This window comes from Limimaricola cinnabarinus LL-001 (genome assembly GCF_000466965.1).
Taxonomy (GTDB): Bacteria; Pseudomonadota; Alphaproteobacteria; order Rhodobacterales; family Rhodobacteraceae; genus Limimaricola; species Limimaricola cinnabarinus.
In genome coordinates this window covers 30,416-46,084 of the sequence record NZ_BATB01000006.1, presented here as the reverse complement: position 1 = coordinate 46,084, position 15,669 = coordinate 30,416, and the positions used below count along the sequence as shown (strand labels likewise).

The window sequence follows — 15,669 nt, the reverse complement described above, 5'->3', positions numbered from 1 at the left end:
GGGCAAAAGGCCGGCGCGCGACGGCAAGCCGGCCTGTTGAGGGAGTCATCCGGGCAAAATCAGGGCGCGCCCGACAGGCACGCCTCTTTTCAGAGCTTGCCGTGGCAGTGCTTGAACTTCTCTCCCGACCCGCAGGGGCACGGCTCGTTGCGCGACGGGCTGCCCCAGGTCTTGGGGTCGCTCTCGTCGAAGTTCGCCCGTGCCGGGGCGGTCGAACTGGCCAAAGCGGCAGGCGCCGCGCCAGCGGTGGCCAACTCCGGCGCGGCCTGCGGCCGGGGCGCCTGCGCGGTGGTCGCCGCATCGGCACCGGCCGCGCTCACCCCCGCAGCACCCGCCGCGCCAGCGCCAGCGGCCGTCGGGGCCGCCGGGTTGCGGGCCGCTTGCGCCTGCATCGCGCGCTGCAGCATCGCCTGCTGCTCCTCCTTGGAGATTGGGCGCACCTGCCCGAGCTTTTCGGTCACCTCGGCGCGCAGCCCGTCGAGCAGCCCCTCGAAGAGCTGGAAGCTCTCGGTCTTGTACTCGTTGAGCGGATCGCGCTGCGCATAGCCGCGGAAACCCACCACCGAGCGCAGGTGTTCGAGCATCAGCAGGTGTTCGCGCCACTTGGCGTCGATGGTCTGCAAGAGCACCTGCTTCTCGATGCTCTTCATGGTCTCGGGACCGAAGGCTTCGGTCTTGCGGGCCATCAATTCGTCGGATGCCTTCTCGAGCCGTTCGCGGATGATCTCGTCGTCGACGCCCTCTTCCTCGGCCCATTTCATCACCGGCACATCGATGCCGAGCTTCTGGAGCGACTGGGCATAGAGCCCTTCGGTATCCCATTGGTCGGCATAGGCCTTGGGAGGGATGTGGGTCGCGACGAGGTCCTCGATCACCTGATGGCGCATGTCGGCGACGATCTCGGAGAGGTCCTTGGCCTCCATGATCTCGCGGCGCTGGGAGAAGATCACCTTGCGCTGCTCGTTCATCACGTCGTCGTATTTCAGGAGCTGCTTGCGGATGTCGAAGTTGCGCCCCTCGACCTTGGCCTGCGCGCGCTCGAGAGACTTGTTCACCCAAGGATGCACGATCGCCTCGCCTTCCTTCATGCCGAGACCCGACAGCACCTTCTCGAGGCGCTCCGAGCCGAAGATCCGCATCAGGTCGTCTTCGAGCGACAGGAAGAACGAGGAGCGGCCCGGATCGCCCTGACGGCCCGAGCGGCCGCGCAGCTGGTTGTCGATGCGGCGGCTTTCGTGGCGCTCGGTGGCGAGCACGAAGAGCCCCCCCGCTTCGAGCACGGCCTTCTTCTCGTCGGCGTGCTCGGCCTCGATCCGCGCGCGGATCTCGTCGGGGTTGGCCTCCGGGTCGGCGGCCAGCGCTTCAAGCACCTTGAGCTCGACATTGCCGCCAAGCTGGATGTCGGTGCCCCGGCCGGCCATGTTGGTGGCGATGGTCACCGCGCCGAGCTTGCCGGCATCGGCGATGATCTGTGCTTCCTGCTCGTGCTGGCGGGCGTGAGCACGTTATGCGGGATGCCCTCCTTCTCGAGCATCTGGCTCAGGAACTCGGACTTTTCGATCGAGGTGGTGCCGACGAGGATCGGCTGGCGCTTTTCATGCGACTCCTTGATCGCCTTCACCACGCCCTCGAACTTCTCGCGGGCGGTGCGATAGACCTGATCGTGCTCGTCGATCCGCTGAATGGGTCGGTTGGTCGGCACCTCGACCACGCCGAGGCGGTAGATCTCGTGGAATTCGTCGGCCTCGGTCAGCGCGGTGCCGGTCATGCCGGCGAGCTTGTCGTAGAGCCGAAAGTAGTTCTGGAAGGTGACGCTCGCCAGTGTCACGTTCTCGGGCTGGATCTCCAGCTCCTCCTTGGCCTCGATCGCCTGATGCAGACCGTCCGACAAGCGGCGGCCTTGCATCATGCGGCCCGTGAACTCGTCGATCAGCACGGCCTGCCCGTCGCGGACGATATAATCCTTGTCGCGGGTGAAGAGCTTGTGCGCCCTGAGCCCCTGATTGACGTGGTGCACGATGGTCGTGCTCTCGGGATCATAGAGCGTCTGCCCCTCGGGCAGGATGCCGAGCGCGAGCAGCCGCGCCTCGAGGAACTCGTTGCCCTCGTCGGTATAGGTCACCGAGCGGGTCTTTTCGTCGAGCGTGTAATGCGCCTCGGTCAGGTCGGGGATCACACGGTCGATGCTGCGATAGAGATCCGAGCGGTCCTCGCTCGGCCCCGAAATGATCAGCGGCGTGCGCGCCTCGTCGATCAGGATGCTGTCGGTCTCGTCGACGATCGCGAAGTTGTGGCCGCGCTGGTTCATCTGCGCCAGCTCGGACTTCATGTTGTCGCGCAGGTAGTCGAAGCCCAACTCGTTGTTGGTCGCATAGGTGATATCGGCGGCGTAGGCGCCCTTCTTCTCGGATTCGGGCTGCTGGGGATAGATCACCCCGGTGGTCAGACCCAGCGCACCATAGACCTTGCTCATCCATTCGGCGTCGCGCTTGGCGAGATAGTCGTTCACCGTGACGACATGCACGCCTTTGCCCGATAGGCCGTTGAGATAGGCCGGGAAGGTCGCCACGAGGGTCTTGCCCTCGCCGGTCTTCATCTCGGCGATGTTGCCCTGATGCAGGAAGATGCCGCCCATGAGCTGCGTGTCGAAGGCCCTGAGCCCCAGTGCGCGGCGCGCCGCCTCGCGGCAGTTGGCAAAGGCCTCGGGGAGAAGGTGGTCGAGGCTCTCGCCCTTCTCGACCCGTGCCTTGAACTCGGCGGTCTTGGCCCTGAGGCCCTCATCGTCCAGCGCCTGGAACTCGGGTTCGAGCGCGTTGATCTGATCGATCAGCGGTCGCGTGGACTTGATCTTGCGGTCGTTCGGCGTGCCGAAGACCTTCTTGGCCAGCGATCCGATACCCAGCATTGGCGATTGTCTCCTGCCGTCGTGACTTGATCTGCAAGGAGGTCGCTTGTCGCCCCCGCATGTGGGGCATAGATAGGGCGCAAGTGCCGCCCTTTGCCAGCCCATCCGGCGATGTAAGGGGCGGGAGACCGAGTGTCAACGTCGCGCCCGGGACGCGGTCCCCGCGCGGCCAGGAAGGAAACCACATGATCCGTACGTTGCCCGTCGCCGCCCTGATGGCCGGCCTCGCCTCGATGGCCTCCGCGCAGCAGGCCTCGGATGTCGTCGCCACCGTGAACGGCACCGAGATCACGCTGGGCGAGATGATCATCACCCGCAGCCAGCTGCCGCAACAGTACCAACAGCTCCCGCCCGAGACCCTGTTTCAGGGCATTCTCGACCAGCTGGTGCAGCAGCAGGTGCTCGCCGACACGCTCGAAGACACTCCGGTCCGGGTCGAGCTGGCCCTGCAGAACCAGCGCCGCTCGCTGCTCGCGGGCGAAGCGATCAACTCCATGATGGGCGAGGAGGTCTCCGAAGAGGAGATTCAGGCCGCCTATGACGAGGCCTTCGCCGATGCCGAGGCGACGCAGGAGTTCAACGCCAGCCACATCCTCGTGGAGACCGAGGAAGAGGCGCAGGCGGTGATGGAGCGGCTTGAGGCGAGCGAGGATTTTGCCGAAATCGCCAAGGAAGTCTCGACCGATCCCGGCTCGGGCGCGCAAGGCGGCAGCCTCGGCTGGTTCGCCGAAGGCATGATGGTCGAGCCGTTCCAGAACGCCGTGGCCGAGCTTGAGAAGGGCGAGACCACCGAAACGCCGGTCGAGACGCAGTTCGGCTTTCACATCATCCGCCTTGATGACACCCGCAGTCAGAAGCCGCCCGCCCTCGAAGAGGTGCGCGACGATCTCGCCAGCCAGATCCAGCAGAGCAAGATCGAGGAGCGTCTGGTCGAGCTCGAGAGCGAGGCCGAGGTGGCCCGCCCCGAGGAGGGCGCCTTCGACCCGGCCCTGCTGACCGACCTCGGTCTGCTCGAAGAGGGCAACTGATCATGGCCGGTCCGGTCTCGCCGCTGGCGCCCGCCGCCTTTCCCGCCCTGCCCGAGATCGCGGGCGTGCGTTTCGCCTCGGTCGCGGCCGGGGTGCGATACGCGAACCGGACCGACGTGATGCTCGCCGAACTGGAGCCGGGCTCGGCGGTGGCGGGGGTGTTCACGCGCTCCTCCACCCGCTCTGCCCCGGTCCGCGACTGCGAGGCCAAGATCGGCGCGGACACCTCCCGCGCCGCCTTTCTCGTCAATTCCGGCAATTCCAACGCCTTTACCGGTCAGGCGGGCGAACGCTCGGTGGCCGAAATCTGCGCCGCCGTGGCGCAGGCCACCGGCATCGACGCCGCGCGCGTCTTCACCTCCTCGACCGGCGTGATCGGTGAGCCGCTGCCGCATGAGCGCATCGTTGCCAAGCTGGGAGAGCTGAACGCCGCGCTGGAGCCTGCGGGCATCGAGGGTGCCGCGCGCGCCATCATGACCACCGACACCTTCCCCAAGGGGTCGACCGAAACCGTCTCCATCGACGGCAAGCCGGTGAAGATCGCCGGCATCGCCAAGGGCTCGGGCATGATCGCGCCCGACATGGCGACGATGCTGGTCTATATCTTCACCGATGCATTGATCGACCAGCCCAAGCTGCAGGACCTTCTGCGCGAGATCACAGACCGAACCTTCAACTGCATCACCGTCGACAGCGACACCTCGACCTCGGACACGCTGCTGATGGCCGCGACCGGGGCCTCAGGCGTCAATGTCACCGGCAGCGCCGATTTCGCGGCCGGGCTGGAGCGGGTGATGCTCGATCTCGCGCATCAGGTGGTGCGCGACGGCGAGGGCGCGACCAAGTTCGTGGAGATCCGCGTCACCGGCGCGGCTTCGGACGACGACGCCCGCAAGGTCGCCATGGCCACCGCCAATTCGCCGCTGGTGAAAACCGCGATCGCGGGCGAGGACCCGAACTGGGGCCGCGTCGTCATGGCCGTGGGCAAATCCGGTGCCGAGGCCGACCGCGACCGGCTCTCGATCCACTTCGGCGAGATCCTGGTGGCCCAGAACGGCTGGGTCAGCCCCGCCTATGACGAAGAGAAGGCCGCCGCCTACATGAAGGGTCAGGAGATCGTCATCGACGTCGATCTCGGGCTCGGCTCCGGCGAGGCCGTGGCCTGGACCTGCGATCTCACGCATCGCTACATCGACATCAATGCCGACTACCGCTCGTGAAGATCGTCCTCGTCTCGGCGGTGGCGTTGATCGACGCCGATGGCAGGGTGCTGCTCGCGCAGCGCCCCGAGGGCAAGTCGATGGCCGGGCTGTGGGAGTTTCCGGGTGGCAAGGTCGAGCCGGGCGAGAGCCCCGAGGCCGCGCTGATCCGAGAGTTGCACGAGGAACTGGGCATCGACACACAGGAGAGCTGCCTCGCGCCGCTCACCTTCGCCAGCCATGCCTATGAGAGCTTCCATTTGCTGATGCCGCTCTTTGCCTGCCGCCGCTGGCAGGGCCAGCCACATGGGCGCGAGAATCAGGCGCTGGAATGGGTGCGGCCGAACCGCCTGCGCGATTATCCGATGCCGCCAGCCGATCTGCCGTTGATTCCCGTGCTGCGCGACTGGCTGTGAGGTTCCCGAACCGGGCACGTGCAAACGCTGCGTCAGAACAAGGCAATTGGTTCCATATGTCGTCAAATATTTGTCAGCTACAGTAGGTTGTTCATAAATCACCGCCTATAGTGGACTCACCATTGATTATATGGAGTCCATTATGCTGCAAACCATCCTGATCGGTAGCTGCATCTCGGTGCAGGGCCTTCTTGTCAAACAGCTCGCGAACGGCCGGATGCTGGTCCGTGTCGGTGAACGTCTCTATGAGGGGCGTCCCGCCAACAGTGGTCCCCAAGCCGCCTGAGGCCCTTTCGCGTATATAATTTCACGAGTATCCGAACGCGAAAGGGACGGCCCAAAGCCGTCCCTTTTCAATTTTCCCAGCTCTCAGCGATGCGGCAGACCGAGATTCCCGCTTGCCACCGCTTCGGAGAGCCCGCCCAGATAGTCCGCGACCTCGCGCCGACTTCGCAAATGGTGGCGATCCTTGTCCTCGGGAACCTGCCCGTAAAACCAGCACAGCTTCGACCGCTGCGACCGGCGCGTGCGCCAGATGTATCGCACGAACTCGCCATTGAAGCGTTCCGGGCATCCCGGCGGCAGCTCCGGACGGCTGCGTCCCCAGTTGCTCAGGCTGCGCCACAGCACCCGCCGCAGACGCAGACCCAGCGGCAGATCGAGCCAGATCACCGTATCGGCACGATCCAGCCGTGCTTCCCATGTCGATGAATGTCCGCCTTCGAAGATCCATTCGGGCCGCGCATGAACTCCGGCGCACAGCCGGTCCTTTTCTGCGCGCGGTCGCTCGACCCAGCCGGGCGCCCAATGGATGGCATCGATATGCACGACCGGCAGATGCGTGATCTCGCCCATCCGCCGCGCCAGCCATGATTTGCCCGAACCGGGCTGCCCGATGATCATCACCCGTTTCATCGGGTCTGAACTACGATCCCGGCCGTTCCCGTCAACTCTGCAAACGCGAAGGGGCGGCCCGAAGGCCGCCCCTTTTTTTGTGTTCAGTGGATCGGATGATCGGATCAGAGCGACCGCTCGACCGATTCCCGCTCGAAGATCTCGATGACATCGCCGGGGCGGATGTCCTCGTGGTTCTCGAAGGCCATGCCACATTCCTGACCCGACTGCACTTCGGACACTTCGTCCTTGAAGCGCTTGAGGGTCTTGAGCGTGCCCTCGTGGATCACGACGTTGTCGCGCAGCAGGCGGACACCGGCGGAGCGGCGCGCCACGCCTTCGGTAACGAGACAACCCGCGACCTTGCCGACATTGGAGACCTTGAAGACCTCCTTGATGCTGGCATAGCCGATGAACTTCTCGCGGATCTCGTTCGACAGAAGGCCCGAGGCCGCTTGCTTCACGTCGTCCACGAGGTCGTAGATCACACTGTAGTAGCGGATCTCGACGCCCTTCTGGTTCGCGGCCTGACGTGCAGGCGCGTTGGCCCGGACGTTGAAGCCGAAGACCGGAGCGCCCGACGCCTCGGCGAGGCCGATGTCGCTCTCGGTGATCGCGCCCACGCCCGAATGCAGCACCCGGACCCGGACCTCGTCGTTGCCGATCTTTTCCATCGCCTGAACGATGGCCTCGGCCGAACCCTGCACGTCGGACTTCACCACCACCGGCAGCTCGGAGACGTTCTTGTCTTCCTTGGCCTTGGCCATGAGCTGCTCGAGGGTCGTCGCGGCACCGGCTGCGGCGCGCTTCTCCTTGGCGGCGTTGGCGCGGTATTCCGCGATCTCGCGGGCCTGCGCCTCGGTCGCGACGACGTTGAGAACGTCGCCCGCCTCAGGCGTGCCGTTGAGACCCAGCACCTCGACGGGGACCGAGGGACCGGCCTCCTCGACGCGCTCGCCCTTGTCGTCGACCAGCGCGCGGACCTTGCCCCACTGCTCACCCACGACGAAGATGTCGCCGCGCTTGAGCGTGCCGTTCTGCACGAGGACGGTCGCGACCGGGCCGCGGCCCACGTCCAGCTGCGCCTCGATCACAGCGCCCTGCGCCGGACGGTTCGGGTTGGCCTTCAGCTCGAGGATCTCGGACTGCAGCGCGATCGCCTCGAGCAGCTGGTCCAGACCCTTGCCGGTGATCGCCGACACCTCGACGTCCTGCACGTCGCCGGACATCTTTTCGACGATGACCTCGTGCTGGAGCAGGTCCGTGCGGACCTTGTCGGGGTTGGCGTCGTACTTGTCGACCTTGTTGATCGCAACGATCATCGGCACCTTGGCGGCCTTGGCGTGGTTCAGCGCCTCGATGGTCTGCGGCATCACCGCGTCATCGGCCGCGACCACCAGCACCACGATGTCCGTCACCTGCGCGCCACGGGCGCGCATCGAGGTGAAGGCCGCGTGGCCGGGCGTGTCGAGGAAAGTCAGGCGCGTGCCGTTGGCGGCTTCGACCTGATAGGCACCGATATGCTGGGTGATGCCACCGGCCTCGCCCGAGACGACCTTGGTCTTGCGGATCGCGTCGAGCAGCGAGGTCTTGCCGTGGTCGACATGGCCCATCACGGTGATGATCGGCGCACGGTCGAGCAGGTCCTCTGGCTTGTCCTTGACCTGTTCGATCACCTGTTCGACGTCGGCATCCGAGACGCGGACGACGCGGTGGCCGAAATCCTCGATGATCAGCTCGGCGGTGTCGGCGTCGATCGACTGGTTCTGCGTCGCCATGATGCCGTTGTTCATCAGCGACTTGACCACGTCGGCCACGCGCTCGGCCATGCGGTTGGCAAGCTCGCCCACGGTGATGACCTCGGGCAGCTGCACGTCGCGCACGACCTTCTCGCGCTCGACATGGCCGCCCATCGCCTTCTGGCGCGCGCGCTCCTGCTTGCGCTTCATCTGGGCCATGGACCGCTGACGGCCGCCTTCGCCCGACAGCGCCTGGTTCAGCGTCAGCTTACCCGAGCGACGGTTGTCGACCCCGCCCTTGGCGGCGGGCTTGGCCTTCTTGTCGGCGCGGGCGTCGCGATCGCGATCGCCGGCCTTGCGGGGCGCGGAGTTCGGACGCTGACCGCCTGCGGGCATCTCGCCGGGCGCGGCGGCAGGCTGGGCCGCGGGCTGCTGCGGCGCGGGCTGGGAGGCACGGCGCGCGGCTTCCTCGGCCTCGCGCTTCTTGCGCTCCTCTTCCTCGGCCTTGGCCTTGAGCGCCTCTTCGCGCTCGCGGTCCTCGCGTTCCTTGGCCTCGATCTCGGCGCGGCGGCGCTCACGCTCTTCGGCACGGGCAGCCTCCTCGGCGGCGCGCTTCTCGGCCTCTTCGGCCTCGCGCGACCGGGCGAGGGCGAGAGCGCGCATCCGGCGCTCGAGTTCGGCCTCGCTGATTCCCGCCGGGCGCTTGGAGGGATCGCCCCTCACCACGCCGGTCGCGGCCGTGCCTTGTGCCGCGCCACCGGGCTTCGGCACCACGACGCGCTTGCGTTTGGTCTCGACCACGACGTTCTTGGTCCGGCCATGACTAAAGCTCTGCTTGACGTTCCCCGGACGGGACCCGTGCAGACCAAGAGGTTTCTTGCCGTCGGTATCGCTCATCAGATTTACATATCCTTCCCGGAGGCCGTATCGCCGCCGTTGCTCTCTCGCAGACCGCGCAGTTTCGCGGCCTCCTCTACAACACGGTCGCTGAGTCCGCCAGCAGCGAGCGCGCCGTGTATCACACTTTGCCGGCCGAAAGCCAAACCCAATTCGTCCGAGGTCAGGCAGCCGTAATATCTTGCCCCCGTAGGGGTCCACAATTTGCTCTTGCCGCGTTCGGAGCCATCCGAGGCCTGCAACAGCACGCGGACGTGATCGCCCGCGAGCGCCGATTTCACCTTTTCGAAGCCCGCGATCGCGAGCCCCGCCTTGCGCGCCAGAGCGATCAGGTCGACGACGCGGCGCGCCTGCTGGCGCTCCACCTCGGCCGCGAGACCCTCCGGCACCGTCACCGGCATCTTGGCGGCGCGGGCGAACTGCCCGCGCTTGGCCGTCTCGATCACCGCCTTCTCGGCGGTGACGTAGATCCCCCGCCCCGGCAGTTTGCCGAGGATGTCGGGAACCACCTGGCCGTCGGGACCGATCACGAAGCGGATCAGTCCGGATTTCGGCTGCACGTCACCCGTGACGATGCATTTCCGCTCCGGCCCGTCGGCCCGCTCCGCTTTCATTCCACCACGACCCATCTCTTGCCTCAGGCCTCTTCTTCGTCGTTCGCGGCGGCGGCAGCCTCATCGGCGGCAAGCTCGTCGGGATCGACCCAGCCGAGCGCCACGCGCGCGGTCATCACCAGTTCCTGCGCCTCTTCGAGGCTGACCTCGAAGGGCTCGAGCACGCCGTCATCCTTCACGCGCTCGCCGCCTTCGGTGGTCCAGCCGCCGGCCAGTTCCCAATCGGCGCAGGTCGCGAAGTCCTCGAGCGTCTTGACGCCGTCCTTGGCCAGCGCCTCGACCATCTGCGGGCTCAGACCCGGGAAGCCGATCAGGCTGTCCTCGGCGCCAAGCTCGCGGGCGCGCTCCAGCGCGGCCTTGTTCTGGGCGTCGATGTAGTCGCGGGCCCGCGCCTGAAGCTCGGCGGCGGTGTCGGCGTCGACCCCGTCGATCACCAGCAGCTCATCCTGATCGACATATGCGACCTCATCGAGATTTGTGAACCCCTCGGAGACGAGAAGTTGCGCAAAGAACTCGTCGAGGTCGAGCGTGTCCATGAACAGCTTGGTGCGGGTCTCGAACTCGGCCTGACGGCGCTTGCTCTCCTGCTCTTCAGTCATGATGTCGATGTCGAGACCGGTGAGCTGCGAGGCCAGACGCACGTTCTGACCGCGACGGCCGATGGCGAGCGACAGCTGCTCCTCGGGCACCACGACCTCAATGCGCTCGGCCTCCTCGTCGAACACGACCTTGGAGACCTCGGCGGGCTGAAGCGCGTTGACGAGGAAGGTCGGCATGTCCTCGTTCCACGGGATGATGTCGATCTTCTCACCCTGAAGCTCACCGACGACGGCTTGCACGCGAGAGCCGCGCATGCCGACGCAGGCGCCGACCGGGTCGATCGAGTTGTCATAGGAGATCACGGCGATCTTGGCGCGGCTGCCCGGGTCGCGGGCCACGGCCTTGATCTCGATGATGCCCTCGTAGATCTCGGGCACTTCCATCTTGAACAGTTCGGCCATGAACTCGGGCGCGGTGCGGCTGAGGAAGATCTGCGGGCCACGCACCTCGCGGCGCACGTCCTTGACGTAGCAGCGGATCCGGTCGCCGGGGCGGTAGGCCTCGCGGCCGATCTTCTCGTTGCGGCGCAGCACGGCTTCGCCGGCGCCGGGAAGCTCGACGACGATATTGCCGTATTCCTCGCGCTTGACGGTAGCGTTGATGATGGTGCCGGCGCGATCCTTGAACTCTTCGTACTGGCGATCGCGCTCGGCCTCGCGGACCTTCTGCAGGATCACCTGTTTGGCCGACTGCGCGGCGATGCGCCCGAGCTCGACCGGGGGCACCTCCTCGACGAAGGTGTCACCGATCTTGGGATCGTCGAGATAGAGCTTGGCCTGCTCGACGGTCATCTCGGCCTGGTAGTTCTCGAGATCCTCGTCGGCGACGACGGTGCGTACGCGGGTAAAGCGGGCGCGGCCGGTCTTGCGGTCGATGTTGACCCGGATGTCCATCTCGGCGCCGTAGCGCGACTTGGCGGCACGGGCGAGGCTCTCCTCCATCGCCTCGACCACGAGGATCGGGTCGATCATCTTCTCGCGCGCGACCGCCTCGGCGGTCTGCAATAGCTCGAGCTGGTTTGCGGATGTGATGGCCATCAGTCGTTCTCCTCATCACCATCAATGATGGTTTCAACATCGTCGAATTGGGTCTCGTCGATCTGGCCCGCATCCTTGCGCGAGCGCAGCACGTCGCGGATCAGCTCGTCGGTCAGCACCAGCTTGGCGTCCGAGAGCCACTCGAACTTCAGACCGATGGTGACCGTCTCGCCGGCCTCCTCGATCTCGATCAGCACCTCGCCGTCCTCGACGCCCGCCAGCTCGCCCTTGAAGCGGCGGCGGCCGTCGATCAGCTCCTCGGTCTCGATCTTGGCCTCGAAGCCCTTCCACTGCTCGAAATCCTTGAGCCGGGTCAGCGGCCGGTCGATGCCGGGCGAGGAGACCTCGAGCGTGTAGGCGTCGATGATCGGGTCCTCGACGTCGAGCACGGCCGAGACGGCGGTGGAGATCTGGCCGCACTCGTCGACCTCGATCGTGCCGTCGGGCTTCTGCGCCATGATCTGCAGGGTCGAGCTCTTGCCCGACATCAGGCGCACGCGCACCAGCTCGAAACCCATGTCAGCGATGACGGGCTCGATGATCTCCTGGACGCGGCGGTCGATCGCCGCCTTGGCGATGAGGTCGGACATGAGGTCCTCCAAGCACAAAAAAACGGGCCAGCGGCCCGTCGATCTTTCCCGGTGGGCGCCGGTTGTGGAGGCCGGCGCGCCGCTGTTCTGAGGGGGATATAGGGGGGTCGGCACGAGTCTGCAAGTGTCGCGTGACACGGACCCCCCGGAGCCCTGTCAGATCGCATCCTCGTCGGGCTGCATCACGAAGATGATCACCGCCAGAATGGTGATGTAGAAACGGAAAGCCGGCTGCTGGCCATTCCAGATATCGGACTGCCACATCAGGAACCATTCCGCCCCGATCGCCATGAAGCCGACAAACCAGACCAGAAAACCGGTGGTCGCGCCCAGCACGGCCCAGCTCTTGGCCGCGTGGAAATCCCGCGCCGGCGCGCGCAGCGCCATGAGCAGCCGGATCGCGCCGATGCCGAGGAGCAGCGCGGTCAGCCCCTCGCCCGCGATGATCAGCCAATAGCCCGCATGCCACATCCATTCGGTGGTGATCGCGCGGCCCATCAACGCGTTGCCCTCGAAGGTGGTGTCCATCGACAGCACGTGCTGCACGAAGGCGAAGTTCGAGCCGTAATCGACGATGTTGTTGAGCGTGACGAGGAAGGCGAAGAGGGCGAGGCCGAGCAGCATCGCGATCTTGGAGAGACGCAGGGGCATGAAGGTCCTTTCGGGCAGGTCGGGTGACGCCGCCGGCACCCGCCTGAGGTGAAAGGCACCGGAAACGCCGCCGACTAGAAGTGGCATCGCGCCGAACTGTCCAGCGTGCAAAACCCCATGCCCCGCAGGCCGTTGCCCGATTGCTCCGCCGGGATCGGCCGGCCGCTTTGCCCCGCACGGAAACGGCCCGCTCTCCTATTGAGGAGAGCGGGCCGTCCGGTCGTTCCGAAAGGTGGCGATCAGGCGTTGGCGCCGATGAACCACGCGTCCTTGTCGAGCGTGCGGCTCACTTCGGTGAACAGGTCGGCGGTGTCCTCGTCACCGGCGTCGCCCGCCTCTTCCATCGCCTTGCGAACCTCGCCGCCGACGAACATGTAGCGCAATTTCAGCTCCTCGACGTGCTGCTTGATGTCACTCACTTCCACCGGATAGGCGTCCATCTCGGCCTTGTCGGCGGCGACCTCGACGGTGCCGCGGGCGAAACCACCCAGAATCACCGCGCGCTCGGCCATCAGATCGGCGCCCTCGCGCAGCCGGTCGGCCGCCTCGTCGAGCAGCTCATGCACGCCGATGAAGCCCGGACCCTTGAGGTTCCAATGCGCCTGCTTCACCGCCAGCGTCAGGGCAAGCATGTTGACGAGGTTCTTGTTGAGCAGGTCGACCATCTGGGTGCGGACGTCCTGATTCAGCTCTCCTGCGAAATTCTCGGGCATGGGTATCCTCTCTCAAAGCGAGATTGCGTGCGTTGTCTTGCCAACGCTCGTGCAAGGGCCCGGTTCCTGCCTGCGTCCCGCGCGCATGAGGAGAGCCGCGAAGCCGCGCCGTTTGCCGCAACGGACCCGAAGCGAAGCAGAACCGGTTCACCGGTCCGGCCGCCTTTCCAGCCCCAGTGCCGGGGCCCATGGGCAGGAGCGCCGATGCGAGGGCGCATGCCATGCACCCGACGCATGCCCGACCCCGATCGAGCGAAAGCTCTTCGACAGTTTCATTTGGTGTGCTACCTGAGCCGCCCCGGCGAAAAACGCTCCGACCCCGTCACGGCTGCCAATACTGGCGCGCCTGACGCTGCGGCGCGCATGCCGGTGCCGCACAACCCCGAACAGCCCGCAAAGGAGCGCTCCCATGGAAGCCAGACTGCTCGCTGCCCTCATCCTGCTGCCAGTGACGGTGATCATCATCCTTGCCGGCATTCATGAATACCGACGCTACAAGTCGGAGGGCCGTGCGAATTACGGCCTCGCCTACGACGAAAAGACCGGAACGACCTATGTGACCGGAATCTCGGAGGATGAGGAAGCCTTCGATCCCGGTGATTTCGATCCCAGCAACTATGACGAGCTGAAGAAGAAGGCCGATGATGACAAGGCATAGGGCCTGCGCGCTTCACGCCGGATAGAGGCGCCCCGTTTTCCGGCTCTCGGCCCGACAGGGTCGCCCGCCCCCGGCCGCTCGCATGACGGCCCGGCCTACCGTATCCACGATGCGAACGAAAAACGCGCCACCCCCGGGGGAGCGGCGCATTTCGTCGTGCGAGATGGCGGCCTAAGGGCCGATCAGGCCATCCACCACCGTTCGCAGATGCGGTTGCTGTCGAGGTCGAAGACGTTGCCGACCACCTCGGGGTGGCCGAGCTTGGTGTTGTAGCCGTCGACGAAGTTGGCATACATCGGGATCGCCGTGGCGCCCTCGCTCGAGCACAGGGCCTGCATCTCGTGATACATTTCGCGGCGCTTGTCGCTGTCGAGTTCGGCGCGCGCCTCCCTGAGCAGGGTCTGGAAGCGCTGGTCCTCCCAATGGGTGTCGTTCCACGCGGCCCCGGCCTCGTAGCCCAGCGTGAACATCCAGTCCTCGGTCACGCGGCCCGACCAGTAGGAGGCGCACCACGGCTTCTTGATCCAGACGTTGGACCAGTAGCCATCCGCCGGCTCCTGCACGACATTGATGTCGATGCCGCAGTCGCGGGCGCTCGCCTGATACAGAAGGCCTGCGTCGATCGCCCCCGAAAAGGCCGCCTCGGAAACCGAGAGGTCGATGCTCAGGCCATCGAGACCGGCCTCCTTCAAGAGCGCCTTCGACCTGTCGGGGTCATAGGCGTTCTGCTCCAGCTCGGCATGGTAATACTGGTTCGCCGGGCCGATCGGGTGGTCATTGGCGACCGCGCCATGGCCCATCAGGATCTTCTCGACCAGCTCCTCGCGCCGCACCGCATGCTTGAGGGCCTTGCGCACGGTGACGTTGTCCATCGGCGAGAGATCAGTGAGCATCGGGAAGGTGTAGTGCTGGTTGCCCGTCACCTCATTGAGCGCGAGCTGCGGGTTGGCTTTCAGGAGCGGCTCGACCTGGAACTCCACGTTGTTCACCGCGTCGACCTGGCTGGTCATCAACGCCGTCATCCGGGCCGAGCCGTCATTGATCGCGATCACCTCGATCTGGTCGAACCAGCCTGCCTTGCCGTCCTTGTAGTGGCCGTCAACACGGCTCAGCAGCGTGCGCACGCCGGGATCGAAGCTCTCGACCTTGTAAAGCCCGGTGCCGATGCCCTGCGCGATCGCCTCCTCGACGTTCTGGTGCGGATAGATCAGCAGGTGATAGTCCGACATCAGAAACGGGAAGTCGGCATTGCCCGCCTCGAGCACGAACTGCACCTGATGCTCGCCGAGCTTCTTCATCTCGGTGATCGGGTCGACGATCGGCCTCGCAGCCGATTTCGCATCCTCATCGAGATGCAGCTTGAGCGAGGCGATCACGTCGTCGGCGGTGAAGGCCGCGCCATTGTGGAAGGTCACGTCCTGCCGCAGATCGAAGGTCCATGTCTTGGCGTCGGGGGTCGATTCCCACGAGGTCGCAAGCTCGCCCACCAGCTCGCCATTGGCGGCGATCTCGGTGAGGCAGTCGAACACCGCGCCATGGGCGGTGAGGATCATGTAGGTGTCGGAATGGGTGCGCCCGTCCCAGCTGTCGGAAGTGTTGGCGCCCGCGAGGCCGAGCTTGAGCGTGCCCCCGCGCGACTGCGCGCGCAGCGGCAGGCCGGTGACGGACAACAGGCCTGCGGCGGCCCCGCTTCTGAGCAATCCCCGGCGGCTGATCTGTGGCAGCATG

General features: G+C 65.7%; 13 protein-coding genes and 1 pseudogene. 5 read left to right on the top strand and 9 right to left on the bottom strand.

Annotation, left to right across the window (positions count from 1 at the left end; translation table 11 throughout):
* Nucleotides 1–89: 89 nt before the first annotated feature.
* Nucleotides 90–2,905, bottom strand: a pseudogene (gene secA / locus MBELCI_RS03890) (preprotein translocase subunit SecA).
* Nucleotides 2,906–3,090: 185 nt separating this feature from the next.
* Here secA and MBELCI_RS03885 point away from each other — a divergent pair.
* The 4 genes from MBELCI_RS03885 (at nucleotide 3,091) to MBELCI_RS21195 (ending at nucleotide 5,834) form a co-directional block, all read left to right on the top strand.
* Nucleotides 3,091–3,933: a peptidylprolyl isomerase gene (locus MBELCI_RS03885; protein WP_021692849.1), complete on the top strand. Its 843-nt coding sequence runs from the start codon at nucleotides 3,091–3,093 to the stop codon at nucleotides 3,931–3,933.
* A 2-nt stretch (nucleotides 3,934–3,935) separates the two neighbouring features.
* The gene (gene argJ, locus MBELCI_RS03880; protein WP_021692848.1) at nucleotides 3,936–5,153 is read left to right on the top strand and encodes a bifunctional glutamate N-acetyltransferase/amino-acid acetyltransferase ArgJ; all 1,218 of its coding nucleotides are present in this window, start codon (nucleotides 3,936–3,938) and stop codon (nucleotides 5,151–5,153) included.
* Complete coding sequence (locus tag MBELCI_RS03875; protein ID WP_021692847.1) at nucleotides 5,150–5,548, top strand: (deoxy)nucleoside triphosphate pyrophosphohydrolase; 399 nt, start codon at nucleotides 5,150–5,152, stop codon at nucleotides 5,546–5,548. The genes argJ and MBELCI_RS03875 overlap by 4 nt, the downstream gene beginning before the upstream one ends.
* Before the next feature lie 142 nt (nucleotides 5,549–5,690).
* On the top strand, nucleotides 5,691–5,834 hold the full coding sequence (locus MBELCI_RS21195) for a hypothetical protein (RefSeq protein ID WP_021692846.1): 144 nt from the start codon (nucleotides 5,691–5,693) through the stop codon (nucleotides 5,832–5,834).
* Nucleotides 5,835–5,917: 83 nt separating this feature from the next.
* Here the strand turns inward: MBELCI_RS21195 and MBELCI_RS03865 are convergent, their stop codons facing one another.
* From MBELCI_RS03865 to dps, 7 genes are all read right to left on the bottom strand, one after another.
* Nucleotides 5,918–6,463, bottom strand: coding sequence for a P-loop NTPase family protein (locus MBELCI_RS03865; protein WP_045319670.1), 546 nt, complete (start codon nucleotides 6,461–6,463; stop codon nucleotides 5,918–5,920).
* A gap of 104 nt (nucleotides 6,464–6,567) precedes the next feature.
* On the bottom strand, nucleotides 6,568–9,078 hold the full coding sequence (gene infB / locus MBELCI_RS03860; RefSeq protein WP_021692844.1) for a translation initiation factor IF-2: 2,511 nt from the start codon (nucleotides 9,076–9,078) through the stop codon (nucleotides 6,568–6,570).
* A gap of 5 nt (nucleotides 9,079–9,083) precedes the next feature.
* On the bottom strand, nucleotides 9,084–9,707 hold the full coding sequence (locus MBELCI_RS03855) for an RNA-binding protein (protein WP_021692843.1): 624 nt from the start codon (nucleotides 9,705–9,707) through the stop codon (nucleotides 9,084–9,086).
* Nucleotides 9,708–9,715: 8 nt separating this feature from the next.
* Nucleotides 9,716–11,329, bottom strand: a complete 1,614-nt coding sequence (nusA, locus tag MBELCI_RS03850; protein WP_021692842.1) for a transcription termination factor NusA — start codon at nucleotides 11,327–11,329, stop codon at nucleotides 9,716–9,718.
* Entirely contained in the window at nucleotides 11,329–11,919 is a 591-nt protein-coding gene (gene rimP, locus MBELCI_RS03845) for a ribosome maturation factor RimP (protein ID WP_021692841.1), read from the bottom strand. Before rimP ends, nusA begins: the two co-directional genes overlap by 1 nt.
* 156 nt (nucleotides 11,920–12,075) lie before the next feature.
* Nucleotides 12,076–12,570, bottom strand: a complete 495-nt coding sequence (locus MBELCI_RS03840) for a DUF2165 family protein (RefSeq protein WP_021692840.1) — start codon at nucleotides 12,568–12,570, stop codon at nucleotides 12,076–12,078.
* Between the two features lie 239 nt (nucleotides 12,571–12,809).
* Entirely contained in the window at nucleotides 12,810–13,283 is a 474-nt protein-coding gene (gene dps / locus MBELCI_RS03835) for a DNA starvation/stationary phase protection protein Dps (protein WP_021692839.1), read from the bottom strand.
* A gap of 409 nt (nucleotides 13,284–13,692) precedes the next feature.
* On the opposite strand from dps, the gene MBELCI_RS03830 reads away from it, so the two are divergent.
* Nucleotides 13,693–13,941 (top strand): hypothetical protein, encoded by a 249-nt coding sequence (locus MBELCI_RS03830; protein WP_021692838.1) that lies wholly within the window; start codon nucleotides 13,693–13,695, stop codon nucleotides 13,939–13,941.
* A gap of 182 nt (nucleotides 13,942–14,123) precedes the next feature.
* Here MBELCI_RS03830 and MBELCI_RS03825 read toward each other — a convergent pair whose 3' ends face one another.
* Nucleotides 14,124–15,668 (bottom strand): ABC transporter substrate-binding protein, encoded by a 1,545-nt coding sequence (locus MBELCI_RS03825; protein ID WP_021692837.1) that lies wholly within the window; start codon nucleotides 15,666–15,668, stop codon nucleotides 14,124–14,126.
* Between the last annotated feature and the right edge of the window lies 1 nt (nucleotide 15,669).